A 25,192-nucleotide genomic window follows, 5' to 3' on the forward strand; every position below is an offset into this window, starting at 1 on the left:
AGGGTGACCCCGAGGACGACGGAGCCGACCGGACTCGACCGATCCGGTCGCCGGCGGGTCACGGGGGCCCTCTGCCTGACCCAGATCACCAGCTGGGGCGTCCTGTTCTACGCCTTCCCCGTGCTGGCACCAGGGATCAGCGCCGACACCGGCTGGGGCCTGGAGCGCGTGATGGGTGCCTTCACGGTGGGCCAGCTCATGGCGGCGCTGATGGGCATCTGGGTCGGTCGCCACGTGGACCGCCACGGGCCACGCTGGCTGATGGGCGGCGGTTCGGTGCTGGCAGCGGCGGCCGTGGTCCTCGTGGCCAGGGCTCCCGGGCTGGCCTGGTTCACGGTGGCCTGGCTGGTCGCCGGTGCCGCGATGTCGATGGTGCTGTACCCGCCCGCCTTCGCGGCGATCACCCGGTGGCACGGGGACGGGGACCGAGTGCGCGCCCTGACGATCCTGACCGTCGCCGGCGGGCTGGCGAGCACCGTCTTCGCCCCGCTGACCGCCACCCTGTCGGGATGGCTGGGCTGGCGGGACACCTTCCTGGTCCTCGCGCTGGTCCTCGCGGTGGTGACCGTGCCCGCCCACCTGTGGGGCCTGCGCGGATCCTGGCCGTCCGCTCCCACAGCGACGGGGGCTCGGTCCCGACCCCGCACCGTGATCGTCAGCCCCGCCTTCATCGCGCTGGTCGGGGCACTCACCCTCACGGCGCTCTCGGCCTTCGCGGTCGTCGTCAACCTCGTGCCGCTGCTGGCCGAGCGGGAGATCAGCCTCACCACGGCCGGGGTGGTGCTGGGCCTGGGCGGCGTGGGCCAGGTCGTCGGTCGGCTCGGGTTCGGCGTGCTGAACCGACGACTTTCTCCCCGCTCCAGGACCGTCCTGGTCATCGGGGTCCTCGCGGTGACCACGGCCGCCCTGGGGCTGTTGGAGGCCCTGGTGCCCATCGTGTGCGTGGTGCTGCTCGCCGGCGCCAGCCGCGGCATGTTCACCCTGATCCAGGCCACGGCTGTGACCGACCGGTGGGGCACCGGGCACTACGGACAGCTCACGGCCGTGCTCACCGCGCCGATCACGGTGGCCATCGCCCTGGCCCCCTGGGTCGGCGCCCAGCTCGCCGCCCTGCTCGGCAGCTACTCCGTCGCCTTCCTCGCCCTGGCCGCCGTCAACGCGGCCGCTGTCGGCCTCAGCCTGCTCAGCCACCCGCGGGCGCTCGGACAACACCGCGGTAAACATGGACGGTCGTCGATATGAGACGTAGGCTGGTGCGATGGCCCAGGTCACCGCTCACCAGCACACCGAGGACGACGAGTGCTGCCCCGGCGCGGACTGCGAGCTGATGTCCCGGGAGCCGGCCGAGGACCTGGCCGTCGTGTTCAAGGCACTAGCCGATCCCACGCGCGTGCGGCTGCTCCACTACCTCGCCGAGTCGGAGTCCGGGACCACCTGCGCCTGCCATCTGCCGGGCGCCCTGGGGATCAGCCAGCCCACGTTGTCCTTCCACATGCGCAAGCTGTATGACGCGGGGCTGGTCGAGCGGGACAGGCGCGGCCGCTGGGTGCACTACACGATCCGTCCCGAGGCACTGGAGCGGGTCGGGTCCTTCCTCGCGCTCCCGGTCCGGAAGAGCCGCGACGCGTGCTGCTGAGCTGCGGCGCCTGCTGCCGCGACGCCTGGTGCTGAGGCTCCCTGCCCGACAGTGCAGCAGCGGCGGCGCCGTCCGTCAGCTCGTGGCGACCGGGAGTCCGAGGGACTCGATCAGGTCGGTCACGCGCCGCCTGATCTCGTCACGGATAGGTCGGACCCCGTCGACCCCCTGCCCGGCCGGGTCGTCGAGCTCCCAATCCTCGTAACGCTTGCCCGGGTAGATCGGGCAGGTGTCCCCGCAGCCCATGGTGATCACCACATCGGAGGAGCGCACCGCGCCGTCGGTGAGCACCTTCGGCTGCTCGGCGGCGATGTCGATGCCCTCCTCCGCCATGGCCTCCACAGCCGCGGGGTTGACCTGGTCCGCCGGCGCCGAACCGGCGGAGAGGACCTCCACCCGTCCCGCTGACAGGTGCTGCAGGAAGGCTGCGGCCATCTGGGAGCGGCCGGCGTTGTGGACACAGACAAAGAGCACGGTGGGCTTGTCGGTCACGAGAGAAGACCTTTCGGCAGGAATGAATCAGAGATTGAGCTCACGCAGCAGTCCGGAGACACGCTGCTGGAGATCGTCGCGGATGTCCCGGACGACGGCAAGGGGCTGGTCGGCCGGGTCAGCGACGTCCCAGTCGAGGTAGCGCTTGCCGGGATAGATCGGACACGCGTCACCGCAGCCCATGGTGATGATGACGTCAGCGGCGCGCACCACGTCGTCGGACAGTGGCTTGGGGAACGCCTCGGCGAGGCTGATGCCTCGCTCGGCCAGTGCCTCGACCACCACCGGGTTGAGCTCGCCCGTCGGCCGTGACCCGGCCGACCGCACGTGCACCCCACCCGGCGCCAGGTGGGCGGCGAGCGCGGCAGCCATCTGGGAGCGGCCGGCATTGTGGACGCAGACGAAGAGCAGCTCCGGGACGGTCTTGACGATCCGGCCCTCCGCCTGCGCGGCGGCCGTGAGCCGCTCCCGGGCGAGCCGGGTGGCTAGGACCGGCAGGTAGGTCTGGACGCGGGAGACCGCGGCCAGCTCGGACCATGCGGTCCGCACGGCCTGCTCCACGTCCTCTCCGGTGAAGGTGCCCTCGAAGGCGTAGGCCAGGTCATGGATGGCACCCTTCACAGCCGCCGCGGCCGAGGCGTCATCCGGTGTCGTGGCCATAGCAGTGGGAGTCTCAGGCGCGGACATTCTCAGGAACCTCCTGGTGTGGGAACCGATGGCGCAGAGCGAGCGAGACGTAGACGAGGCCGACGAGAACCGGCACCTCGATCAGCGGGCCGACGACACCGGCCAGGGCCTGCCCGGAGGTGACGCCGAATGTCGCGATGGCCACGGCGATGGCGAGCTCGAAGTTGTTTCCCGCCGCCGTGAAGGCCAGCGTTGTCGTCCGCTCGTACGACATCCCCAGACCCTTGCCCAGCAGGTAGCCCGCGCCCCACATCGTCGCGAAGTAGACGAGCAACGGGACGGCGAGGCGTGCGACATCCAGCGGGCGCGAGGTGATCTGCTCCCCCTGCAGGGCGAACAGGAGCACGATCGTGAAGAGGAGCCCGTAGAGCGCCCAGGGACCGACCTTCGGGAGGTAGGTCTCCTCGTACCACTCGCGGCCCCGGGCGCGCTCTCCCCAGACCCGGGAGAGCCAACCCGCCACCAGCGGGACGCCCAGGAAGATCAGGACGGAGGTAGCGATCTGCCACGGGCTCACGTCCAGGGCCGCCTGGTCCAGCCCGAGCCACCCGGGCAGCACCGAGAGGTAGAACCAGCCGAGCCCGGCAAAGGCGATGACCTGGAAGACGGAGTTGAGCGCGACCAGGACCGCAGCTGCCTCGCGGTCACCGCAGGCCAGGTCGTTCCAGATGATGACCATGGCGATGCACCGGGCCAGGCCCACGATGATCAAGCCGGTGCGGTACTCGGGCAGGTCGGCCAGGAAGATCCAGGCGAGCGCGAACATCAGGGCGGGGCCGACCACCCAGTTCAGCACGAGCGAGCTCAGCAGCAGCGGCCGGTCGGCAACCACCGTGTCCAGGCGGTCGTAGCGGACCCTGGCGAGCACCGGGTACATCATCACCAGCAGCCCGAGGGCGATCGGCAGCGACACCCCATCGATCTCCACCGCGCCGAGGGCCTCCCCCAGCCCGGGCACGAGGCGCCCCAGCAGCAAACCCAGGACCATCGCGACGCCGATCCACACCGGGAGGTACTTGTCCGTCGTCGACAGGTGCGCGGGGGCCTGACGCACAGCGTTCTGGGCCGCGGGCGCAATCTGACTCATCGTGATCCGATCTATTGATATCCGTTGATGTGGACATCATCGTGAACCACATAGAGCAATGTCAATATGACCGCCAGGGTCTCACAGGTCGATGTCTCCGGTGCGGACTCCTGTCTTGAGTTGATAGGGCACGACCTCGTCACCGTCCGCGACCCCGACGCCCACGACCGACTCACCCTCCTCGAGCGTGCCGCCATCGAGGCCGAGCACGATGAGCGGTGTGCCGTCGAAGAGTGTGGTGGTCAGGGCGGAGTCGACGGGGGCCCACTGCTCGGCGTCGGATCCCCGTTGGACCCGCAGGACCCGCAGGTCCTCCACGTCCCCGTCGGGCTCCCAGTCCGGCACCACGAGGAGGTGACCGTCACCCACAGAGCCGAGCACGGCGCTGTCCCCGTCCAGCTCCTGGCTCGGGACGAGCGCGAGCCGCCCGGGAGCCACGAAGAGCTGGAGCCCATTCGGAGTGCTGTCCACCTGCACTCCTGCGCCGGCCACAGTCACCGTCTTCACGTCGCGCTCGAGGTAGTCGGTCAGAGTGTGGACGCTCCCGTCCACGGTGAACCTGATGACCGGTGCCGTCGCGCGGGTGGCCGGACTTGAGGCGAGGACGACGGTGTGAGACCCGAGGCCGTCCTCCACGAACGTGGCGCTCTCGCCCTCGTCCCGGGACAGGGAGGCCCCGGGAGGCAGCACGCCGACGGCGGCGGCCGCGGCCACGTGACCCGTCCAGCCGGTAAGGCCGGCTCCGGCGACCATTCGCTCAGCGTGAACCCTGAGGCCAGGTGCCGCACCGGGCATCGGTGCGCCCGTGGCCCACACCTGCTTGGCCTCGTCGATCATCACGATCGAGGTCGACTCCCCGGCCGTGAGGACCGTGCTCTCCACCGGCGCACCGCTCGCAGCGTAGCCAGCGTCCTCGCTGAACCAGTAGAGCTCCTCGAGCCCGGGCTCGGCCCCCGGCACGAACTCGGCAACTGCGTAGTGGAGCTCGCTCCCCTCAACGTCGACCGACGACGCCTGACCGGCCTCCATCCCAGGCGTCCACAAGGGCCACTCACCGAGACTGCCGGTCGGAGACTGCCACGCGGCGACGGCCAGGCCATCGGCGTGAAAGACCATCACGTCCCCGGGACCGTCCTGCGCAGCGATCGGGCCCAGCTGCTCTCCGTCGCGCGTGAGGACCAGCTCCGGCTGAGCGTCGCCCTCGCCGCTACGCAGTTCACCTGACCAGTGCTGACGACCCAGCTCGCTGCTGTGCGGCTGGTTGTCGAACAGGTCGACCTCCACGCCGTCCTGCCAGGTGATCCCCGCCGGCTGCAGCGCGTCAGGGTCTGAGAACGGGTCGAGCGGTCCACCGAACCACAGGGCACCGGCCATCGCGAGGGCGACGCTGCCCGCACCGAAAGCGGAGAGGCGACGGCGGCGAACCCTGCGGCGTCCGACGGTGATAACGGCATCCGGGTCTACGGACATCGCCGGCGCCAGCTCGGCGGCCCGGTCGAACAGCTCCGTGGCGCTCAGCGGCACGTTGTTGCCGCCGGGGTTGTGGTCAGGCATGGGTGGGTGTCCCTTCTGTGAGGACTGTGCGCAGTGCGGCCAGCCCGCGGGAGGTCGAGCTCTTGACCGTGCCGGTCGAGACGCCGAGCGTTGCCGCAGTGTCCCTCTCGGAGAGGTCGAGGTAGTGCCTGAGGACCACGCACTCACGCTCACGGCGCGGCAGAGTCTTGAGGGCACTGACCAGGTCGAGTCCCAGGTCGACCTGGCCACCGGGTCCCGGTAGTACGGTGGCCCTCACCTCCGGCACGTCATCGGTGAGTACCTCGCGGCGACCCTTGCGCCACCGGTCGGTGTTGAGGTTGACGAGCACGCGCCGGGCGTAGGCGGCGGGGTTGTCGAGCCGCGTTCTGCGCCAGCTCGGGTAGACGCGGGCCAGCGCCTCCTGCACCATCTCCTCGGCGACGTGCGGGTCGCCGCTGAGCATCCACGCCGAGGTCAGCAGCCGTGGGGAGACGGCGCGGACGAAGTCTGCGAACTCCTCCTCATTAACTGGTCTCATGCTCTCCTCGGCTCGCCGTGCGGCCCGTCGCGTCGGGACGGGCCCATCCTCTACAACGGGCCTGCCTGCCGAAAGGTTGAGAGGGAGGGAGTGCCACTCCGGCGGGTCACTCCTGCTCGGCGGTCTTCCGCACGGCCTGGGCGACGACGTCCACGAGCTGTCCGGTGCGTTCGAGCGTGACCCGCTGCAGACCTGCGCCGGTCCCCTCGGCCCGGATCACGTCGAGGGCCGACTGGACCCGCGACAGGTCATCGGCCGCCTCGAGCGCAGGGCGCAGCCAACCCAGCAGCGAGTCCATGACCTCCCACGCCGGACGGGGGCGCATCGTCACCGGGTCCAGCAGCTCACCGGTCATCCCGTGCCGACTGGCCTGGAACGTCGCCAGGCCGATCAGCGTCGTCGGCACCTCGCTCGCTGGGGCGCCCGCAGCCCACTCGGCGGCAGCCGTCTCGACCATCGCCCGGCTCAGGGCCGCGATCAGGACCGTGTCCTCGACGCGCGAACAGACGTCGGCGGCGCGGACCTCCACCGTCGGGTAGTGGTGCGAGAGCCGGGCGTCGAAGTAGACCATCCCCTCGTCCAGCAGCACGCTCGAGGCGATCATGTCATTCACCAGCCGGTGGTAGGCGTCGGCGGAGCCGAAGAGGCTCGTCGGCCCGCTCGATGGCCAGCCACGCATCATCTGGGTGCGCCAGCTCTGGAACCCGGTGTCCTCCCCCTCGGCGAAGGGCGAGTTCGTGCTCAGGGCCAGGATCACCGGCAGCCAGCCACGGATCCGGTCCAGGACACCGACCCCCTCCTCATCGGAGTCCACGGCGACGTGCACGTGCAGGCCGCAGGTGAGCTGTCGCCGGGCGATGAGCTGGTAGCGCTCCCGGATCCAGGCGTAACGCTCGCCCGCGGCGGGGGTCGGCCCGGTGGGCAGTGGCGAGGTCGCCAACGCCGCGATCCGGCAGTCGGCTCCGCGCGCTGCCTCGGCCGCCTCGCTGCGCCAGTGGCGCACCTGGTCCTCGAGCTCGGAGAGGCTGTGCACCGGGGCGGTGTGCGTCTCGAGCTGCTCCTGCTGGAACTCCCCCTCGACCGCGCCGCCCAGACCCTCGGCCGCCATGCCCGAGCCGCCGAGCGCCGAACGGAGGACGAGCTGCCCCTGGACCGACTGCGCGCGACCGTCCCGGATGTCCACCAGGAGCAGCTCCTCCTCGACACCGACGGTCCTCATAGGTCGAGTCTGGGCCACCGGGCTGCACGCCGCGCGTTGGCCTGGCCCGTCCCACCACTCGGGACCGGCCCGACGCCGTCAGACGGCCCGGCCCGCGAAACCGGTCTCGTAGGCCAGGACGACCACCTGGACCCGGTCCCGCAGGCCGAGCTTGTTGAGGATGTGGCTCACGTGCGCCTTGACGGTCGTCTCGCCGAGGAACAGCTCGGTCCCGATCTCGACGTTGGACAGCCCTCTCGCGATCCCCGCGACCACCTCGAGCTCGCGCTGCGTGAGCGCGGAGAGCTCCTCGGGGACGCCCTCTGTCGGCAGGGGGGTCCGGACGTAGGCCTCGACCAACCGTCGGGTGACCGTCGGCGAGAAGAGCAACGACCCGTCGTGCACCTCGCGCACCGCCCGCGCGATCTCCTCCGGCTGGGCCGACTTCAGCAGGAAGCCGGAGGCCCCGGCCTTGAGCGCGCCGTAGAGGTACTCATCCAGGTCGAACATGGTGAGCATGAGCGCCTTGGCACGCACCCCGCTGTCAACCATGCGGCGCACACCCTCGATGCCGTCAACTCCTGGCATCTGGATGTCCATGAGCACGATGTCAGCGTCCAGCGCCTGCGCGGTCCGGGCCGCCTGCGCGCCGTCGGACGCCTCACCGACAACAGTGAAGTCCTCCTCGGCGGCAAGCACCGACCGCAGTCCCGCCCGGAGCAGGGCCTGGTCATCGGCCAGCACGATTCTGATCACGGAACGACCGCCTCACGCTGCGTGTGGTGGGAGGGGAAGCTGGCCCGCAGCTCGAAACCAGCCCGGGTCGCGGCAGCGCTCAGCTCGCCCTGACGCTCACCGATCAGCTCGCGCAGGCCGCGGAGGCCGAGGCCCAGCCCCATGGGTGCTGTCACGGCCCCATCCTGTCGTGGATCGGGTCGTGCCGGGCCGTTGGCGACGACGGTCAGCAGCGTGGACGGGGTGACGCTGACCGCGACGGTCACCTCGCTCCCGGGGGCGTGGCGCACCGCATTGGCCAGCCCCTCGCGCACCACCCGCAGGAGCAGCACCACGTCCTCCGGTGAGGGAACGGCCCTCAGGTCGAGGTCGGTCCGGACGTGCGCTCCCGTGCGACGGGCCGCGGTCACCAGCGGTGCGATCGCCTCGGCCACGTCCCCGGCCCCGTCCGCACCACGACCCAGCGAGCGCAGGCTCCCCTGCGGCACCTCGCCTGAGAATCCTCTGATCGCCCGCAGCTCGGCAGCCGCCTCCCTGCCGATGTCGATGACGGCGGCCAGCGCCGCCCGCGCCCCGTCCGGGTCGCGTTCTCGCAGCACGCGGGCCGCGTTGGCCTGCATCATCATCGTCCCGACGGCGTGGCTGGCCGCGTCGTGCAGGTCCCTCGCGAGATGGAGCCGTTCCTGGGACACCGCTGCCCGCTCGGCGGCCTCGATCTCCGCCTGTCTGGCCTGTGCCTGGCCCAGGTGCGCCGTCTCGGCGGCATGGTGCCCCGACCAGACGGCCGCCGCACCGAAGGGCAGGGCCTCCATCGCGAGGTAGATCGGCAGGTAGTAGGGGGTGTCGCTCCAGACCAGGAAGCCCAGGGTCATCGTGAAGACGAACCAGGCAGCCAGGGAACGCGGAGTCCCGGCCCGGCCCGCCGACCACGACAGCGCCATGGCCAGGATCATCAGCCACAGGCCGTCCCGGCCGACCTCCGCGATCCCGGCCACCGCGCCGAGTGCCAGGACGACCGACGCACCGAGGAGCGCTGGCACCGGCCAGCGGTCCCGCACCACGACCGCGACCATGAGCGGGAGCACCACCAGCAGCAGGAACAGCGGCGTCGCGTGGACGGCGCCGCTCGTCCCCCGGAGCGCGGCCGACAGGAAGGGCGCGGTGACCACGTCGAGCAGGATCAGGAGGGCGGGCCACCCACCGAGGGCGGCCTGCCACCACCCGGCACGTTCGGGCCGTGCCGGTGGACCGGCAGGCGGCTGCGCCCCGGCACCTGCCTCCACCGGAGGTGCCTCGTCCCGCAGCAGGACGAGGAGCGCTCGGAGTCGCTGCGTCGACTCCTCTCCCTTGCGGTGGATCGAGTCGATCGCCTCGAGATCGAGCGACTCACGTGCTGCCACGGCCATCTCGGTCATCAGGCCCACCGCGTGCCCCAGGACCGCGAAGGCAGAGGCGGCCACATCGTCCCGCTCCGACACGGCCGCCTGCCGCGCCAGTGCCGAGGGGTCGACCCCGGTCAGGCGCCGGAGGTCCTCGGCCGCCTCCCGGCGACGTGCATCGCGCACCCGGACCTGCACGCCGAACCACCACGGGAGGAAGAGCAGGGCGCCCCCGAAGACGACGCTCGCCGGGTCCCACCGGGCCGGCAGGGCGGTAGCGGTCAGCAGGACAGGCACAACGAGGACGCTCCAGCGCGGCGGCACGAGGTAGCTGACCGTGACGATGACGATGAACAACGGCCCCAGGGGCGCCGGCTCCTCGGTGCCGATCCCGAGCAGCCCCAGCGTCACCAGACCCGCTGAGGTGAGGACCACCCCCGGCCAGGGCCACCGGGTCGCCACCCAGGTGGTGACACCGAAGCACACCGCCAAGCCGAGACACAGCGCGTAGCGCGGCGGCCAGGCCACCGAGAGCAGGCCCCACACCCACGAGAAGCTCGCCGCGGTCATCCACCACGAGGCTCGGGTCGACAGGCGCTGCATGGTGTGAGCGTAGGTGAGCGGTGGCGTGCTGCACACCGACCTGGGTCGGTGTCCCCTCCTCCCTGCGACGGTCCCGCCGGCCTCAGTCCGACGAGGGGAGCTGCGCGAGGATCACGGCCTGCTGGTCAGTCTCTGGGCCCTCGGCGGCGCGGACCAGGCGGGCCCGCTCCTCGCCCCCGACCTGGCTGATCCCCGCGCTGACCTGGTCCGCGGTGTACCGGTAGCGCTCCAGGACGACCCGGTGCCCGAAGGTGCTGTAGGCAGCAGCGAGGTCCTGCACGCCCGTTCCGCACTGGAACCCGACCAGCAGGTGCCCACCCGGCCGCACGACCCGGGCCACCTCGGAGAGGATGCCGGGCAGCCGCTCCGGGGGCGTGTGGATGATCGAGTACCACAGCAGCACCCCATCGAACGCGTCGTCCGGGTGCGGGAGCGCCTCGAGCGCTGCGACCGCGAAGGTCAGGTCCGGGTGGACGACCCGGGCCTGCTCGACCATGCCGGCCGAGAGGTCGACCCCTTCGACGCGGCACCCTCGGTCGGCGAGATAACGGCTCATCCGGCCGGCGCCGCAGCCGGCGTCGAGCACGACGCCGCCGCCGACCGCACGGATGAGCTCATCCACCATCGCCAGGTCGAGGGGCGCCTCCGTCCGGGTGTCCGGGAGCCGCTCGGCGTAGTCCCGCGCCACCGTGTCGTAGGCCCGCTGCACCAGCTCCGGTTTCATCGCCACCGCTCCATGATTCCACCCACGTCCCGGTCCGCGCACCGACCAGGCGAGCGACGGCATACCCGATCCAGAACAGGGCGAGCGTCGCCAGGGCCGCGCCCGGCAGGTAGGCCCAGTCGGGCCAGGACCCCGCCACCGGCCGGTCCCGCAGGTAGAAGTAGTTGCCGCCGGTCAGTGCGTTGGTGACCAGCGCGACCAGGTAGTACAGGAGGAACCAGCCGAACGCCCGCCACAGGGCAGGGACGGTCGGCCGCCAGCGCTCGGTGAGCCAGGCGAAGACCGGCAGGAGGAGGGTGACCGCGTGGTTGACCCAGAAGCTCCACCCGAGGACGTTGTCGACGGGCTGGACCTGTTGCGGGTAGCTGAAGCTGGCGTAGGCGTAGAGGCCGAGGTAGAACGCCACATCGAGCGCGGGCCGCCACCTCGTGAGCAACCAGATGAGGCCGAGCAGGATCGCGATGCGGCACGAGTGCAGCGGGAGCGCGTCGTCGACGCCGGCCCCCTGAGCGAGGTAGGTGCCGTAGAGCGTGACCTGTTGCACCACGACGACGCCGGCCACGGCCCGGCGCACGACCGTGGCGTGGCGCCGCACCCAGCCGCGGCACCCGATCAGGAGCGCACCGGTGCCCAGCAGCAGCGACACGTAGATCAGGTGGTCGGGGCCACCGACGGTGATCCAGCCCGGATCCGCGTCGAAGAAGCCGCTCCAGGTCAGGTGCATCCGGTCCGCGTCCTCGTGCTCGGGCCGGCCCCGCCGGGCCGGCTGTCCGCCGTCAGGGTAGCGGCGTGCCGACCGGTGGCGGACCAGGGCGGTTTGCGCGGTCCCGTCCCGGGGTCATTAAGGTGTCATCACCCCAAGCGTCAGAAATCGGAGGGGACATGGAAGTCCAGTGGTGGAGCGTCCTGCCGTTCGTCGCCATGCTCGGCACGATCGCGCTGGCCCCACTCATCCCGGCCACGTCCGAGCTGTGGGAGAAGCAGCGCGTCCAGCTGCTCGTCGCGCTCGTGCTCGGTGTGCCCGTCGCCCTGTGGTTCATCATCGGCGGCGACACCTCGGCCGTCGTCCACGCGCTCATCGAGTACGGGCAGTTCATCGCGCTGCTGCTCGCCCTGTTCGTCGTGTCCGGCGGCATCTTCCTCAAGGGCGACATCGAGGCGACCCCGCGCAACAACACCCTGTTCCTCGCCTTCGGTGGCGTCATCGCCTCGTTCATCGGCACGACCGGGGCCGCGATGCTGCTGATCAGGCCGTTGCTCAACACCAACAGCGAGCGCAAGTTCCGAGTCCACACGGTGGTCTTCACCATCTTTGTCGTCGCCAACTGCGGCGGCCTGCTCACGCCGCTCGGTGACCCACCGCTGTTCCTCGGGATGCTCCGCGGGGTGCCGTTCACCTGGACGTTCGGCCTGTGGCCGATGTGGCTCTTCGTGAACGTCCTGCTCCTGGCGACCTACTACGCGCTGGACTGCAAGTACCACGCCAAGGAGAGCCCCGAGGCGCTGCGGATGGACCGCACCCAGGTGACCAAGCTCGGGGTCAAGGGGACCGTCAACTTCCTCTACCTGGCGGTCATCGTCGCGGCCGTCGCCCTCGCCCCGTCGATCGACATCCACGCCATCGAGGAGGGGCACGCCGCCTTCATGGACTGGGTCCCGCTGCGCGAGATCGTCATGCTCGGCGTGGCAGCCCTCTCCTACCTCACCGGCGACAAGGTCGCGCGGTTCACCGACAACAAGTTCAAGTGGGGACCCATCCTCGAGGTGGCCGCCATCTTCATCGGCATCTTCCTCACGATGATCCCCGCCCTGAAGTACCTCTCCCAGCTGGCACCGAAGCTGCCCCTGAGCGAGGTCACCTTCTTCATCTTCACCGGCGGCCTGTCCTCGGTCCTCGACAACGCCCCGACCTACGTGACGTTCTTCGAGATGGCCTCCGAGCTGGGCGGAGAGCCGTCCGTCGCGGACACCGGCATCTACGAGCCCTACCTGGTCGCCATCAGCCTGGGTGCCGTCTTCTGTGGTGCGATCACCTACATCGGCAACGGCCCGAACTTCATGGTCAAGGCCGTGGCCGACGGCGCCGGCGTCACGATGCCGTCCTTCGGGGGGTATGTCGCCCAGGCCTTCATCTACCTGGTGCCCACCCTGGTCGCGATGGTCCTCGTCTTCATCGCGGACGGCCTGTGGACGACGATCGTGGGGCTGGTCATCACAGCGGCCCTCCTGGTGCGCGCGGTGCTCGCCGCGCGCTCGCACGAGCACCCGGTCGCCGTGGCCGACCGAACCACGTCCTAGGCAGGAGCACCACAGTCGGGGGCGGCGGCCGCGGGCGGAGACGCCGACTCGCGGTGAGGAGCCGGCGTCACGAGCTGGCCGGCTGCCGGTCAGTCAGGCCCGCCTCGGCTAGGTCGTGGGTCACCGAGTCCTCGATCGGGGTCGGGTGCAGCCCGAACGTCTCCTGGGCCGCCGTGGAGTCGAGGACGAACGGGGCCGTGAACTGGTGCCGGGTCTCACGGAGCTCCCGCAGCACCGGCACGACCAGCCCTCCGGTCCACAGCGCCGGCCAGGACACCTCTCGCACCCTGTTCGGGACACCGAGCTGCTCGGCCGCAACGGCCGTCAGCTGGCGCAGCGTCAACGGCTCACCGCTCGGCACGTGCCAGGCCCGACCCCACGCCCGCTCGTCCCTGGCTCCGGCCGCGAGCAGGGTCGCCACATCCCGGACATCGGTCCAGGTGTGCGGCACGTCGAGCGGGGCCGGTGACCACCCCGTCGCGCCCTTGGCCAGTCGCGGCGCGATCATCCCGAGGAGCGAGCTGCCGCCGACGTAGTCGCTGCCGCGCACCTCGAACGCGCGCACCCGCCCGGCCTCGTGGGCGGCGAGGGCCTCCGTCCACATCCTGGTGCGGACGCGTCCCTTGGTCCCCGTGGCGGTGAGCGGGGTGGACTCGGTCATGGGGGCCGACACGGGGCCGTAGCCGTAGAGGTTGCTCGTCGTGGCCAGGACGGCACCGCGCGCCTCAGCCGCCCCCAGGAGCGCCGCAGCGATCGGCGGCCACGCCTGCGCCCACCGGGTGTAGGGCGGGTTGAGGCAGTTGTAGATCGCCGCGGCCCCCTCGGTCACCGCGAGCACCCTCGCGGCGTCGGCGGCGTCGGCCGCGACCCGCTCGGTTTCGGGGAGGCCCGACCCGCTGCGCGTGACGACGCGTACCGCCTCACCGCGCTCCAGCAGCAGCCGCGCGAGGGCGGTGCCGACGGGTCCGGCCCCGAAGATGACGTGTGATCCCATGGTTCTCCCTCGCAAAGTGTGAGCAGTGCTCTCCTTGTGAGTATGACGCGTGATCGCCCTGAGCGCAAGAGCACTGCTCTCGCAGGGGTCGCCAGGGATCAGCCGAGCGCGGCGGAACGTGCGGAGGTGGCCCTCAGACGGGGTCGGTGGCCGGGCTGGTGTCGCTGACCGACGCCGGGTCGGTGGTCGGGCTGGTGTCGCTGACCGACGCCGGGTCGGTGTCCGGAGCCGTGGCGGCGTGCAGCGCGGCCATCTCGGCCTCCATGACCACCTCCTCGTCCGCATCCAGGCGGACGTGGGCCAGCAGGCTGTGGAGCACCCGGATGGCGGAGGCGAGGCGCTCGCCCCACGTCGACAGGTAGCTGAACTGCCACCACCACATGGCCTCCTGCCGGCGGCCGGCCTCGTAGTGGTGCAGACCGTGCGCGAGATCGGCGGCCACCTGCGCCAGGTCGTCGGAGACCAAGAGGTGCACGACCTCGCCGGAGACGACCGGGTCCTCCACCTCGACGTAGTCGTCGACGCCGTCGAGCAGGTCGTGCAGGCCGGTGCGGATGCCCTCGACGTTGGCGTCCGGTCCTGCGTCGGTCTCGAACTGCTCACGCGGCACCACGTCGACCATGGCCCCCAACCGGGCGCCAGCGGCCTGCAGCTGGGTCGAGGCGAGCAGGAGCAGCGGTAGAGCGGTGTCCGGCGCACCTCCGGAGGCCAGCTCACGCAGCGCGACCAGGTAGGTGCTGGCCTCACGTGCGCTCTCCTCGGCGAGCACGGTCAGCTCCCGGTCCATCGACTCACTCACGACGCCTCCCCTGGTGCGTTCCTAGCGGGTCACGCTTCGATCAGCCTACGCCCCTCGAACGCCCGGCCGAGGGTGACCTCGTCGGCATACTCCAGGTCGCCGCCGACCGGGAGGCCGGAGGCCAGGCGGCTGATCCGGATCCCGAGCGTCCCGAGCATCCGGGCGAGGTAGGTCGCGGTCGCCTCACCCTCGAGGTTCGGGTCGGTGGCGATGATCACCTCGGTGACGGTCGCGTCGGCCAGCCGCGTCATCAGCTCACGGATCCGCAGGTCGTGGGGCCCGATGCCGTCGATCGGGCTGATCGCCCCGCCGAGCACGTGGTAGAGCCCACGGAACTCACGGGTGCGCTCGATCGCGACCACGTCCTTGGGCTCCTCGACCACGCAGATCAGCGCCTGGTCGCGGCGCGGGTCCGCACAGATGCGGCAGCGCTCGGACTCCGCGACGTTGCCGCAGAGCTCACAGAAGCGCACCTTGTCCTTCACCTCGGTGAGCGCCGCGACGAGCCGCGAGACGTCGTCGGGGTCTGCCGCCAGCAGGTGGAAGGCGATTCGTTGCGCGCTCTTGGGCCCGATGCCGGGGAGTCGGCCGAGCTCGTCGATCAGGTCCTGGACCACACCTTCATACACAGTGGTCCGACTCTAGGCGCTCCGGCTGGGAAACACGCCAGGCGCCACCGTCAGGTGAGGATGCCGACCAGCTCACCGGCCGTGGAGGCGACGGCGGAGGGACCCGCCGCGGTCAGCTCGGCGGCCGTGCCGGCACCCCAGGTGACGGCGACCGGACGCATGCCGGCGGCGAGCGCGGCCCGGACGTCCACGACCGCGTCACCGACGTAGGCGCAGTCGGCGGGTGCGACCGACAGGACCCCGGCGGCATACAGGAGGGGGTCCGGGTGCGGTTTGTGCAGCGCGGTCGCCTCGAGCCCGGCGACCACCTCGAAGTCGTGGTCCAGCCCCACCGCCGCCAACCCCCGGCGCACGACGTGGGCACCCTTGGACGAGACGACGCCGAGCCGGGAGCCTGCCGCCACCAGGGTGTCCAGCAGCTCCGGGATGCCCTCGACCGGCCGGATCAGCTCGTCGTGGTTCGCGAGGTTCCAGGTGCGGTAGGTCTGGGTCAGGAGGTCGGCATGGTCGGGGTAACGCTCGGAGAAGATGTCGTCCAGGGTCCGGCCGATCCAGCTCCTCGCCTCCTCCTCGGTGACGTCCTCGCCCAGCACGTCCGAGACCGTGTGCCGGAACGACGCGAGGATCAGCGGGATCGTGTCGGCGAGCGTCCCGTCGAAGTCGAAGAGCACCACCGGGTGCCGCGGCGCCGCGCGTCCCGGTGCGGAAGGTCGGACGGCCGCCTCCGCCGGAGAGCCCGTCATGCGCCCTGCTCGGGAGCGCGCTCGTTGTACTTCCCCGCCAGCTCCTGGCCGGACATCGCGTGGATCGCGGCCATGATCTCGTCCGTGGCCTCCCGCCGGGCGCGGCCGGCCGGCACGGAGTCGAAGCGTCCGGTGAAGTCGATCGGGGCGCCGAACTCCACCCGGATCCGCACGATCTTGGGCAGCCGCGAGCCGACCGGCTGCAGCTGGTCGGTGCCGGCGAGGGCCACCGGGACGACGGGGCACCCGGCAGTCAGGGCGAGCCACCCCACGCCCGTGCGACCGCGGTAGAGCCGGCCGTCACGGGAGCGGGTCCCCTCCGGGTAGATGCCGAAGGCGCCCCCTGTCCGCAGGTGGGCGAGCGCGAGGTCCAGGGACCGCTGGGCGGCGCGCGTGTCGTCCCGGTCGACCGGGATGCTGCCGATCGCGGTGAAGAACTGACGGCTGATCATGCCGCGAACGCCCGTGCCGGTGAAGTAGTCGTCCTTGGCCAGGAACGAGACCTCCCGCGGCGAGGTCAGCGGGATGACGAGGCTGTCCGCGAACGAGAGGTGGTTGCTGGCCAGGATGACCGGGCCGTCAGCGGGCACGTTGTCGGTGCCGACGACGTCCGGGCGCCAGATGGCCAGGGCGGTCGGCCGCACCACGACACGCAGCGCGCGATAGAGCATGGGGCCTCCAGCAGTCCGGGCGATCCAGCAGTCAGTGGGTCGGGTCGTCGTCGACAGCAATCACGGTACCGCCGAGGACACTCTCGATCACCGGGAGCCCGACCGCGCCGGAGCTCTCCAGGTCCTCGTCGTCGTCCCGGGGCACGTCGCCTCCCGGTCGGCGCACCGGTGCGGGGGCCGCCTCGGGCGCCGGAGCAGGAGCGGACCGTGGGGCGGCGGGCCCGCCGGCCGGCCCCGCACCCCGCGACGCGGCCGACCCGGGCGAGACCACCGGCTCCGGGGAGGACGCCTGCGCCGACTCCTGACCGGCCTGGGAGGCGTCCGGGGACGCACCGCCCCACCCGGGCGCGTCCGGAACCGGATCGGTCGCCCAGGCGGGCGGTGCCTCACGCGCCGACTCGGCCCACTCCTGGGCGGGCGGCGCACCCGCCGGTGGGCCGGAACGGCCGGCTGAGGGGCTGTGCCCCGACGTGGGGCCCCTGGTGACACCGAGCTGCTCCGCCGCACTGGGTGTCGCGGCCGCCGATGGCCCCGGTGCTGCTGTCGGCTCTCCGGGCGGTGCCGATGACGCGGGTCCTGCCGATGACCCGGCTGAGCCGGCGCCCATACCCGCGGCGCCACCAGCGGTTGCCGCCGGGCCGCGGCCGGTCGGTGCGGTCTGGCCACCGCCCCCTCCGGGTGCCGCCGTGCCCTCGACGCGGGCGTCGAGGCCGATGGCGTCGATGAGGCCCTGGCGCACGACCTCGGCGTGGACGCCCTGGTTGAAGGTCATCGCCAGGCCCTCGCTGCTCAGCCCGAGCAGCACCCGCCGCCCGTCGTAGTCGAGCACGGTGCTGTTGACCGAGACCAGCGTCCAGGTGACCCGCCGGATCTCCTTGACCTTGTCGAGGACCTCGGGCCAGGACCGGCGGACCGCGTCGGTGTCGAGCGAGCCGGGTGCCCCCGCGGCCGGCGGGGTTGACGGTTGCTGCTCCTGCGGCTGCGGGGCAGACCCTACCGGTGGACCGGGCTGCGACGGCACGGGCTGTGAGGGTGCCTGCGTAGGCGGTGTGGGGGCGGAGTGGGGCGACGCGGGCGACGGGACCTGTGCAGAGGGCGGCTGCTGCCCCTGGGGGCCGGGCTGCTGAGCGGCGACGGGCTGCTGCCCCGGGGCCGGCTGTGCAGAGTCGGGTTGCCGCCCGGGGCCCTGCTGGGTAGGAGCGGCCGCCACGGGCGCGGACGCCGCAGGGGACTCGACAGGCGGCCGCGAGGGCCGGGACGATGCGGGACGGCCGGAGTCAGGGGATGCGGCAGCGCCGGAGTCCGGTTGCGGGCCCGGAGGGCCACCCGGCCCCGCGGCCAGGCGCCGCTCGATGCGGTCCAGGCGCGCGGCATACCCCTCCTCCCCCGCGGCGGCCGGGAGCAGCAGCCGGGCGCAGATCAGCTCCAGGTGCAGGCGGTAGGACACCGCTCCCGTCATCTCGGAGAGCCCGCGGGAGACCACGTCCGCGCACCGGGTCAGCGTGCTCGGACCATAGACCGACGCCTGCTGGCGAAGCCGCTCGACCTGGTCCTCCGGCATGCCCCGCAGGAGCCCTCCCGCCCGCTCGCCGACCGCGGCCACGACGATGAGGTCGCGATAGCGCTCGAGCAGGTCCTCGACGAAGCGACGCGGGTCGTGGCCGGACTCCATCACCCGGTCGACCTGGCGGAACACCGCGGCGGCGTCCTGCGCGGCGACCGCGTCCACGACCGAGTCCAGCAGCTCGACGTCGGTGAACCCGAGCAGCGCGGCCGCGCCCTCGTAGGTCAGCCCGCGGTCGTCGGCGCCCGAGATCAGCTGGTCCAGCACCGACAGGGAGTCCCGCACCGACCCACCGCCGGCACGCGTCACGAAGGACAGCACACCGGGCTCCAGCTCGACCCCCTCCGCCGTGCACAGCTCCTCGAGGTAGGCGGTCAGCCGCTGCGGAGGCACCAGGTGGAACGGGTAGTGGTGGGTGCGCGAGCGGATGGTGGACAGGACCTTGTCCGGCTCGGTGGTCGCGAAGATGAACTTCACGTGCTCCGGCGGCTCCTCGACGACCTTGAGCAGGGCGTTGAAGCCGTGCGAGGTGACCATGTGGGCCTCATCGATGATGTAGACCTTGTAGCGCGCCTGCGCTGGGCCGAAGGCCGCTCGCTCCCGCAGGTCGCGGGCGTCGTCGACACCACCGTGGCTGGCCGCGTCGATCTCGATGACGTCGACCGACCCAGGCCCCCCACGGGCCAGCGCCACGCACGAATCGCAGACACCGCACGGGTCGGGGGTCGGGCCCTGGTCGCAGTTGAGGCAGCGGGCCAGGATGCGCGCACTCGTCGTCTTGCCGCAGCCCCGGGGGCCGCTGAACAGGTAGGCGTGGTTGACCCGGCCGGAGCGCAGTGCCTGCATCAGCGGCTCGGTGACGTGCTCCTGCCCGATGACGTCGGCGAAGGTCTCCGGTCGGTAACGGCGATACAGCGCGGTGCTCACACAGCGACCCTAGCCGCCGCAGGTGTCAGCTCCCGACCGTCACCCACAGGCGGTCAGTCGACCTGCAGCACCGTCATCCGGTGCGCCGCCCGCGTCAGCACGACATAGAGGACCCGCGGTCCGCCGGGTGACTCGGCGATGATCGCCTCCGGGTCGACGACGACCGTCGCGTCCCACTCCAGCCCCTTGGAGGAGAGCGGGTCGATGAGCACGACGCGACCGTCGAAGCGGCCGGCCACGTCGGTCAGCTCGGACCACCAGCGCTGCGGCGCGATCACCGCGATCGACCCGGCGACCTCCTCGGCCAGACCCTCCAGCGCCGCGGTCACCGCGTCCCTGACGGCAGCGCCGTCCGCCGCCACCGTGACCTCGACCGGCTCGACGCCGGTGTCCCGCACCGCGTCCGGAATGTCCGCGTCCGGGACGTACTGACGGATCAGCCGCTCGGCATACTCGAAGATCTCGCGGGCGTTCCGGTAGTTGGTGCGCATGTGGAACGACCGGCGCACCGAGCTCCCGAAGGCCTCCTCGCGGGCGGCCAGGGACTCGGCCATGTCCGGCCAGGAGCTCTGCGCCGCGTCGCCCACGACGGTCCAGGAGGCCCACCGACCGCGCCGTCCGAGCATCCGCCACTGCATGGGGGACAGGTCCTGCGCCTCGTCGACGAGGACATGGGCGTACTCGTCGGCCGCCGTCACCCGGCCCGCCATCAGCCGGTCGCGCGGGTCCGTCGAGATCCGCTGGCCGGAGCCGTCGGAGGATCCTGCGGACGGGGCCGCCGGCTGGTCGCGGTCGAGCCCGACCCGCAGGGCCGCCGTGCCGTACTGCGACACGTCGTCCAGCTCCTCGATCTCGTAGAACCCACGCTCCTCGGACGGCAGGTCCACCATCGCGCCCAGGCGTGCCGCGAGCTCGTCGACCAGCGCCACGTCGGCCACGCTCCACGTGCCCGTGTCGAGCGCGGTGCGCAGCGAGGACGACAGGGTCTCCGCAGCGTCGTGGCCGAACAGGTCACCGGCCAGCCTCTGGGCCGCCGCGGGGTCGGCCAGCCACAGCAGCACCTCCCGGGGATCCACGGGGCGCCACCACTGACGGGCGAACGCCTCGACGTCGGTGGAGTCGAGGAACCGGTCCAGGAACTCCTCGCGGTCCCCCTCGCGCACCTGTGCCCAGGCGGCCTCGGCGAGCTCGCGCAGCGCGGCGTCGAACGAGCTGTTCCGTTGGTGGTGGCGCAGCACCCGACGGCGCACCCGGTCCAGGGCGGCCCGGTCGAGGCGCAGGGCGTGCCCGGCGACGAAGACGCGCAGCTGCTCGGGGGCCTCCGGGACGGGCTCGCGCACGAGGCGACCGAGCACCTGGCGGATCCGCAGGCTGCCCTTCAGGGCGGCTGCATCAGGAGGGTCGTTGCGGGTCGCCGTGATGCCGCCGACCAGGTCGCCCACGGACCGCAGGACGACCGACTCCTCACCCAGCCCGGGCAGGACCCGCTCGATGTATGCCGTGTAGGCGGCTGAGGGGCCGACGACCAGCACCCCGCCGGACTCGAAGCGCCGCCGGTCGGCGTAGAGCAGGTAGGCCGCGCGGTGCAGGGCCACCACGGTCTTGCCGGTGCCCGGTCCCCCGGTGATCTCGGTGACGCCGCGGGCGGAGGCCCGGATAGCCTCGTCCTGGTGCTGCTGGATCGTCGCGACGATGTCGCGCATCCGCTGGCCGCGGGCGCGGGTCAGGGCCGCGATCAGGGCACCGTCGCCGACGACCACGAGGTCGTCGGGGGCCTCGGTGACCATCAGGTCGTCCTCGATGCCGATGACGACCTCGCCCTGGCAGCGGAGCACCCGTCGGCGCAGCACGCCGTGGGGCTCGACAGGTGTCGCGCGGTAGAAGGGGGCCGCGGCGGGCGCCCTCCAGTCGATCACCAGCGGTTCGTAGTCGTCGTCCCGCACGCCCAGGCGGCCGACGTAGCGCACCTCACGGTCTGTCGTGGACCCACCGGAGGCGTGGTCGAGGTCCAGCCGACCGAACACCAGCCCCTCGTGCTGGTGCTGGAGCGAGGCCTGCCGGCGCGAGGCGGTGAAGACCAGGGCGTCGCGCTCGAAGAGCCCGGCGAGCTCCTCGTCCCGCGGGTCACCGGTGCCGCGGCGGTCGGTCTGGCCGCGCGCCATACCCTCGGCATGCACCAGCTGGGCGCGGTCGACCGCCTTGGCCAGCTCGGTGTACACCCGGTCGACGTGTGCCTGCTCGACGGCGATCTCTCGCGACACGACGTCCTCGGTGGCTTCGGTCACCTCAGTCCCATCCCCTCCACCCGACGGCTGATCACGGGTCCTGCTCCGACACGGGTCGGACAAGCCTACCTGTCGGCAGGCGGTTGGCCCCCGCTCAGATCCAGCCCCGTCGCGCGGCCTGCACACCGGCCTGGAACCTGGTGCCCGCACTGAGTGTGTTCATCAGCCGCGAGACCCGTCGCTCCACGGTCCGCGTGGACACCCCCACGCTCCGCGCGATCTGCTGGTCGGTCGCCCCGGTGGCGAGCAGGCTCAGGATGCGGCGGTCCCGGGCCTCCAGCGGCGCGTCGTCGGTCTCGCCGGCCAGCCGCGCCACCGTGGGCACCATGGGGGTGGCCAGCTCGAAGGCGACGTCGAACAGGGCTGCGATCGCGGCGGTCGGGGACCGGCGCCGCACCACGAACGAGCCGTCGGCCCGCTCGTCGTGCCGCGACAGGTCGACGAGGGCGGCCTTGTCGTCGACGACGAGGCCACTGAACGGTATGCCGTCGCCCGCCTGGATCTTCTGCCCGGAGTTGGCCGCGGTCTCGAGCCGTGCCAGCACCCCCTCGTGCGCGAAGAGCGCGACATCCACGACCATGCTCACCGCCGACGGCGGCACGGTGGGCCGGACCACACTGTTGGGCTCGTCCCGGATGAGACGCAGGGACGCCGGGGACTCGTCCATGAAGATCCGGATCCGCTGCTGCGCGGTGCTCGCCAGGGAGTAGGCCGCGAGCACGACCTGGTCGACCGAGTGCAGCATCTCCACCCCCACGAACGCGGGGGCGTCCGACTCCGTCCGGCTCTGGCGCCAGAGGGCTCCCAGCTCGTGGGCCGTGGTGCGGGTGGCTCGCGCCCGCGCCTCGAGCGCGTCCGCCAGCCGTGGCATCGCCGTCTCCGGGGGGAGGACCTCCCAGGCCCCGGGCCCGGACGGCGTGATCAGCTGGCGACCGACCAGGAAGGAGGCCGCACGGTCGACGTCGTGCGGGTGCAGGCCCGTGGCCACCAGTGCCTCACGGGTGGGGCGCCCGATGCGCAGCATCGTCAGGTACAGCGAGGACAGGTAGTCCTCGAACTGTGGGTCGGTGAGCTCATCGAGCCTCGGCATACCGCCCCTCCTCACTCACCCCGCCAGGATGACGGATTACCGACAATGACTATAAGCCGTCAGATCTCGACGTGACATCTGTCAGTAGCCGTGTCATTGTGGTGCCACCGGCCTAGCCGGAGTGGGAGCCGTGCGCGTCGACTGTTATCCCCCCGAGACAGTTCGACCCCGCCCCACCGCGTGGCCCACCTGGGAGATGACCCCCCCTGCCTCCCAGGTGGGCCACGCCCCAACTTTCCGCGACACCATCCCGGCGCGTCCGGCCTCCGTCCCGTCGGCCCAGGCTTCGGTCGACACGCCCCGCTGGCTTAGTGTCATCCCGTGAGGGTTCTCGTCATTGGCTCAGGCGCGCGCGAGCACGCCATCGTCCACGCACTGGCGGCCGATCCGGTCGTGGACGCCGTTCTCGCCGCCCCGGGCAACCCGGGCATCGACCTGGTGGCGCAGTGCCTGCCCGACTGCGGGCCGGTCACCGACCCGGCGGCCATGTCCCGGCTGGCCGAGGAGGTCGGCGCCGACCTCGTCGTCGTCGGCCCCGAGGCGCCGTTGGTGGCCGGGGTCGCGGACGCGGTCCGGGCCCGCGGCATCGCCTGCTTCGGACCGAGCGCGGCCGCGGCGGCCCTCGAGGGGAGCAAGGCGTTCGCCAAGGAGGTGATGGCAGCCGCCAACGTGCCGACCGCCCTCGCCCACGTCTGTGCCACGGAGGACGAGGTGATCGACGCCCTGCGGGCGACCGGCGCGCCCTACGTCGTCAAGGACGACGGGCTCGCCGCCGGCAAGGGCGTCGTGGTGACCGAGGACCACGACGAGGCACTGGCCCACGGGCTGGCCTGCCTGGCCCGGGAGGGCGCCCGCGTCGTCATCGAGGAGTACCTCGACGGCCCGGAGATCTCGCTCTTCTGCCTGAGCGACGGCACCGAGGTGCGCGCCCTGACGCCCGCCCAGGACTTCAAGCGCATCGGCGACGGCGACACCGGGCCCAACACCGGCGGGATGGGCGCCTACAGCCCGCTCCCGTGGGCCCCCGACGACCTGACCGAGCAGGTGCTGGACCGCATCGCCCGGCCCACCATCGCCGAGATGCACCGGCGCGGCACCCCGTTCGCCGGCGTGCTCTATGTCGGCCTCGCCCTGACCAGTCGCGGCCTGAGGGTCGTGGAGTTCAACGCCCGCTTCGGCGACCCGGAGACGCAGGTCGTCCTCGCCCGGTTGCGCACGCCACTGGGTCAGCTGCTCGACGCCGCGGCGCGCGGGCGCCTCGCCGAGCTGCCCGAGCTGTCCTGGCACGACAGCGCCGCCGTCGCCGTCGTCATGGCCTGCGAGGGCTACCCGCAGTCCCCGGTGACCGGTGCGCCGATCGCAGGACTGGAGGAGTGCGGGGCCCTGGCGGACGTGCAGGTGCTGCACGCGGGGACCGCGGCGACACCCGAGGGCGTGGTCGCCTCGGGTGGTCGGGTGCTGTCCATCGTCGGCACCGGCCCCGACCTGGCCACGGCACGCGACCGGGCCTACGCCGGGGTGGCGGCGATCGACCTGGCGGGCTGCCAGCACCGCAGTGACATCGCCGACCGCGCCATCGCCGGGACGGTCCTTCGATGAGCGCGCAGGACACGGCGGGACTGCCCGGCGAGCTGCCCGGGTTCATGCCGGTGTACTCCGGCAAGGTGCGGGAGCTCTTCGCCCCCATCTCCCCCGAGACCGGGCTGGTCGACGAGTCCCGGCTGCTGCTGGTCGCCTCCGACCGGATCTCCGCCTTCGACCACACCATCGACAGCCCCATCCCCGACAAGGGTGCGGTGCTGACCCAGCTGTCCCTGTGGTGGTTCGACCAGCTGGCCGACCTCATCCCCAACCACGTCCTCGGCACGGACGTCCCCGACCGGGTGGCCGGGCGCGCGATCACCGTCCGTCGCCTGCGGATGCTGCCGGTCGAGTGCATCGCCCGCGCCTACCTGACCGGCGGCGGCCTCACGGAGTACCGAGCCACCGGCGCTGTCAGCGGCGTGCCCCTGCCGCCCGGGCTGGAGGACGGGTCCCGCCTGCCCGAGCCGGTCTTCACCCCGACCACCAAGGCGCCCGCGGGAGCCCACGACGAGCCGATGACCTTCGAGGACGTCGAGGACGAGCTGGGCCCCGCACTGGCGACGAGAGTGCGCGACCTGACCCTCGGCATACTCGCCAGGGGCAACGAGATCGCCGCCGAGCGAGGCATCCTGATCGCCGACACCAAGGTCGAGTACGGCGTGGACCCGGCCTCCCTCGGCGTCACCCCGGACGAGGAGATCGACTGGACCACAGTCGATCCCGACCAGGTGCAGGTGATCCTGGCCGACGAGGTGCTCACCCCCGACAGCAGCCGGTTCTGGCGCGCGTCCGAGTGGTCCCCGGGGCGCACCCAGACCTCGTACGACAAGCAGGTGCTGCGCGACTGGCTGCTCTCGGACGCGAGCGGCTGGGACCGGGCCTCCGGTGAGTCACCTCCCCCGCTGCCCGCCGAGGTCGTCGCCCTGACCCGGGCCCGCTACGTCGAGGCCTACGAGAGCCTGACCGGTCAGCCCTTCACCTCCCCCACCGAGCAGTAGCGCTCAAGGAGACCCG

General features: G+C 72.0%; 23 protein-coding genes. 5 read left to right on the plus strand and 18 right to left on the minus strand.

Translation table 11 applies throughout. The features are described from left to right. Nucleotides 1-3 precede the first annotated feature (3 nt). Nucleotides 4-1,242, plus strand: coding sequence for an MFS transporter (locus DA085_RS00475; RefSeq protein WP_109470969.1), 1,239 nt, complete (start codon nucleotides 4-6; stop codon nucleotides 1,240-1,242). Between the two features lie 16 nt (nucleotides 1,243-1,258). Further along, nucleotides 1,259-1,636, plus strand: coding sequence for an ArsR/SmtB family transcription factor (locus DA085_RS00480; protein ID WP_109470970.1), 378 nt, complete (start codon nucleotides 1,259-1,261; stop codon nucleotides 1,634-1,636). Between the two features lie 75 nt (nucleotides 1,637-1,711). On the opposite strand, the gene DA085_RS00485 is transcribed toward DA085_RS00480, so the two are convergent. From DA085_RS00485 to DA085_RS00530, 10 genes are all read right to left on the minus strand, one after another. Next, the gene (locus DA085_RS00485; RefSeq protein WP_109470971.1) at nucleotides 1,712-2,128 is read right to left on the minus strand and encodes an arsenate reductase ArsC; all 417 of its coding nucleotides are present in this window, start codon (nucleotides 2,126-2,128) and stop codon (nucleotides 1,712-1,714) included. 27 nt (nucleotides 2,129-2,155) lie between these two features. Continuing rightward, nucleotides 2,156-2,788, minus strand: coding sequence for an arsenate reductase ArsC (locus DA085_RS00490; protein ID WP_202619052.1), 633 nt, complete (start codon nucleotides 2,786-2,788; stop codon nucleotides 2,156-2,158). 13 nt (nucleotides 2,789-2,801) lie between these two features. Continuing rightward, complete coding sequence (gene arsB / locus DA085_RS00495) at nucleotides 2,802-3,902, minus strand: ACR3 family arsenite efflux transporter (protein ID WP_109470973.1); 1,101 nt, start codon at nucleotides 3,900-3,902, stop codon at nucleotides 2,802-2,804. A gap of 81 nt (nucleotides 3,903-3,983) precedes the next feature. Next, complete coding sequence (locus tag DA085_RS00500) at nucleotides 3,984-5,456, minus strand: hypothetical protein (protein ID WP_109470974.1); 1,473 nt, start codon at nucleotides 5,454-5,456, stop codon at nucleotides 3,984-3,986. Then, the gene (locus tag DA085_RS00505; protein ID WP_109470975.1) at nucleotides 5,449-5,955 is read right to left on the minus strand and encodes a SigE family RNA polymerase sigma factor; all 507 of its coding nucleotides are present in this window, start codon (nucleotides 5,953-5,955) and stop codon (nucleotides 5,449-5,451) included. The genes DA085_RS00500 and DA085_RS00505 overlap by 8 nt, the downstream gene beginning before the upstream one ends. A 106-nt stretch (nucleotides 5,956-6,061) precedes the next feature. After that, nucleotides 6,062-7,174 carry a carboxylate-amine ligase gene (locus DA085_RS00510; protein WP_109470976.1) on the minus strand — a complete coding sequence of 371 codons (1,113 nt, stop codon included), beginning with the start codon at nucleotides 7,172-7,174 and terminating at the stop codon, nucleotides 6,062-6,064. Nucleotides 7,175-7,252: 78 nt separating this feature from the next. Then, nucleotides 7,253-7,909, minus strand: coding sequence for a response regulator (locus tag DA085_RS00515; RefSeq protein ID WP_109470977.1), 657 nt, complete (start codon nucleotides 7,907-7,909; stop codon nucleotides 7,253-7,255). Then, nucleotides 7,906-9,870, minus strand: coding sequence for a histidine kinase (locus tag DA085_RS00520; RefSeq protein WP_154402047.1), 1,965 nt, complete (start codon nucleotides 9,868-9,870; stop codon nucleotides 7,906-7,908). The genes DA085_RS00515 and DA085_RS00520 overlap by 4 nt, the downstream gene beginning before the upstream one ends. A gap of 82 nt (nucleotides 9,871-9,952) precedes the next feature. After that, nucleotides 9,953-10,594 (minus strand): class I SAM-dependent methyltransferase, encoded by a 642-nt coding sequence (locus DA085_RS00525; RefSeq protein ID WP_237565230.1) that lies wholly within the window; start codon nucleotides 10,592-10,594, stop codon nucleotides 9,953-9,955. After that, nucleotides 10,485-11,318: a YwaF family protein gene (locus DA085_RS00530; protein ID WP_109470980.1), complete on the minus strand. Its 834-nt coding sequence runs from the start codon at nucleotides 11,316-11,318 to the stop codon at nucleotides 10,485-10,487. The genes DA085_RS00525 and DA085_RS00530 overlap by 110 nt, the downstream gene beginning before the upstream one ends. A gap of 158 nt (nucleotides 11,319-11,476) precedes the next feature. Between DA085_RS00530 and DA085_RS00535 the strand changes: the two genes are divergently transcribed. Then, on the plus strand, nucleotides 11,477-12,892 hold the full coding sequence (locus tag DA085_RS00535; RefSeq protein WP_109470981.1) for a sodium:proton antiporter: 1,416 nt from the start codon (nucleotides 11,477-11,479) through the stop codon (nucleotides 12,890-12,892). A gap of 67 nt (nucleotides 12,893-12,959) precedes the next feature. Here DA085_RS00535 and DA085_RS00540 read toward each other — a convergent pair whose 3' ends face one another. From DA085_RS00540 to DA085_RS00575, 8 genes are all read right to left on the minus strand, one after another. Next, nucleotides 12,960-13,886, minus strand: a complete 927-nt coding sequence (locus DA085_RS00540; RefSeq protein ID WP_109470982.1) for an NAD-dependent epimerase/dehydratase family protein — start codon at nucleotides 13,884-13,886, stop codon at nucleotides 12,960-12,962. 133 nt (nucleotides 13,887-14,019) lie between these two features. Continuing rightward, entirely contained in the window at nucleotides 14,020-14,685 is a 666-nt protein-coding gene (locus DA085_RS00545; protein ID WP_337189746.1) for a DUF5063 domain-containing protein, read from the minus strand. Nucleotides 14,686-14,714: 29 nt separating this feature from the next. Then, entirely contained in the window at nucleotides 14,715-15,314 is a 600-nt protein-coding gene (recR, locus tag DA085_RS00550; RefSeq protein ID WP_109470983.1) for a recombination mediator RecR, read from the minus strand. Between the two features lie 50 nt (nucleotides 15,315-15,364). Continuing rightward, entirely contained in the window at nucleotides 15,365-16,057 is a 693-nt protein-coding gene (locus DA085_RS00555; protein ID WP_109470984.1) for an HAD family hydrolase, read from the minus strand. Then, nucleotides 16,054-16,728 carry a lysophospholipid acyltransferase family protein gene (locus DA085_RS00560; RefSeq protein ID WP_109470985.1) on the minus strand — a complete coding sequence of 225 codons (675 nt, stop codon included), beginning with the start codon at nucleotides 16,726-16,728 and terminating at the stop codon, nucleotides 16,054-16,056. The genes DA085_RS00555 and DA085_RS00560 overlap by 4 nt, the downstream gene beginning before the upstream one ends. Before the next feature lie 31 nt (nucleotides 16,729-16,759). Then, nucleotides 16,760-19,219 carry a DNA polymerase III subunit gamma and tau gene (locus tag DA085_RS00565; RefSeq protein WP_109470986.1) on the minus strand — a complete coding sequence of 820 codons (2,460 nt, stop codon included), beginning with the start codon at nucleotides 19,217-19,219 and terminating at the stop codon, nucleotides 16,760-16,762. A gap of 53 nt (nucleotides 19,220-19,272) precedes the next feature. Further along, nucleotides 19,273-21,504, minus strand: coding sequence for a HelD family protein (locus DA085_RS00570; protein WP_109470987.1), 2,232 nt, complete (start codon nucleotides 21,502-21,504; stop codon nucleotides 19,273-19,275). 94 nt (nucleotides 21,505-21,598) lie between these two features. After that, complete coding sequence (locus DA085_RS00575) at nucleotides 21,599-22,594, minus strand: helix-turn-helix transcriptional regulator (protein ID WP_109470988.1); 996 nt, start codon at nucleotides 22,592-22,594, stop codon at nucleotides 21,599-21,601. A 321-nt stretch (nucleotides 22,595-22,915) separates the two neighbouring features. Here DA085_RS00575 and purD point away from each other — a divergent pair, with 321 nt between their 5' ends. Together purD and DA085_RS00585 are read left to right on the plus strand one after the other, a co-directional pair. Continuing rightward, entirely contained in the window at nucleotides 22,916-24,193 is a 1,278-nt protein-coding gene (gene purD / locus DA085_RS00580; RefSeq protein ID WP_109470989.1) for a phosphoribosylamine--glycine ligase, read from the plus strand. Beyond that, nucleotides 24,190-25,176 (plus strand): phosphoribosylaminoimidazolesuccinocarboxamide synthase, encoded by a 987-nt coding sequence (locus tag DA085_RS00585; protein WP_109470990.1) that lies wholly within the window; start codon nucleotides 24,190-24,192, stop codon nucleotides 25,174-25,176. Before purD ends, DA085_RS00585 begins: the two co-directional genes overlap by 4 nt. The last annotated feature ends 16 nt before the right edge of the window (nucleotides 25,177-25,192 follow it).

The sequence above is a fragment of the Ornithinimicrobium cavernae genome (assembly GCF_003121625.1).
Classification (GTDB): domain Bacteria; phylum Actinomycetota; class Actinomycetes; order Actinomycetales; family Dermatophilaceae; genus Ornithinicoccus; species Ornithinicoccus cavernae.

Bases quoted from the DNA above. Each gene is read 5' to 3' on its own strand.
- DA085_RS00525 (WP_237565230.1), bottom strand. From the start codon at position 10,594: ATGAAACCGGAGCTGGTGCAGCGGGCCTACGACACGGTGGCGCGGGAC.
- DA085_RS00505 (WP_109470975.1), bottom strand. From the start codon at position 5,955: ATGAGACCAGTTAATGAGGAGGAGTTCGCAGACTTCGTCCGCGCCGTC.
- DA085_RS00480 (WP_109470970.1), top strand. From the start codon at position 1,259: ATGGCCCAGGTCACCGCTCACCAGCACACCGAGGACGACGAGTGCTGC.
- DA085_RS00540 (WP_109470982.1), bottom strand. From the start codon at position 13,886: ATGGGATCACACGTCATCTTCGGGGCCGGACCCGTCGGCACCGCCCTC.
- DA085_RS00535 (WP_109470981.1), top strand. From the start codon at position 11,477: ATGGAAGTCCAGTGGTGGAGCGTCCTGCCGTTCGTCGCCATGCTCGGC.
- DA085_RS00500 (WP_109470974.1), bottom strand. From the start codon at position 5,456: ATGCCTGACCACAACCCCGGCGGCAACAACGTGCCGCTGAGCGCCACG.
- DA085_RS00560 (WP_109470985.1), bottom strand. From the start codon at position 16,728: ATGCTCTATCGCGCGCTGCGTGTCGTGGTGCGGCCGACCGCCCTGGCC.
- DA085_RS00520 (WP_154402047.1), bottom strand. From the start codon at position 9,870: ATGCAGCGCCTGTCGACCCGAGCCTCGTGGTGGATGACCGCGGCGAGC.
- arsB (WP_109470973.1), bottom strand. From the start codon at position 3,902: ATGAGTCAGATTGCGCCCGCGGCCCAGAACGCTGTGCGTCAGGCCCCC.
- DA085_RS00510 (WP_109470976.1), bottom strand. From the start codon at position 7,174: ATGAGGACCGTCGGTGTCGAGGAGGAGCTGCTCCTGGTGGACATCCGG.
- DA085_RS00575 (WP_109470988.1), bottom strand. From the start codon at position 22,594: ATGCCGAGGCTCGATGAGCTCACCGACCCACAGTTCGAGGACTACCTG.
- DA085_RS00490 (WP_202619052.1), bottom strand. From the start codon at position 2,788: ATGGCCACGACACCGGATGACGCCTCGGCCGCGGCGGCTGTGAAGGGT.
- DA085_RS00555 (WP_109470984.1), bottom strand. From the start codon at position 16,057: ATGACGGGCTCTCCGGCGGAGGCGGCCGTCCGACCTTCCGCACCGGGA.
- DA085_RS00585 (WP_109470990.1), top strand. From the start codon at position 24,190: ATGAGCGCGCAGGACACGGCGGGACTGCCCGGCGAGCTGCCCGGGTTC.
- DA085_RS00530 (WP_109470980.1), bottom strand. From the start codon at position 11,318: ATGCACCTGACCTGGAGCGGCTTCTTCGACGCGGATCCGGGCTGGATC.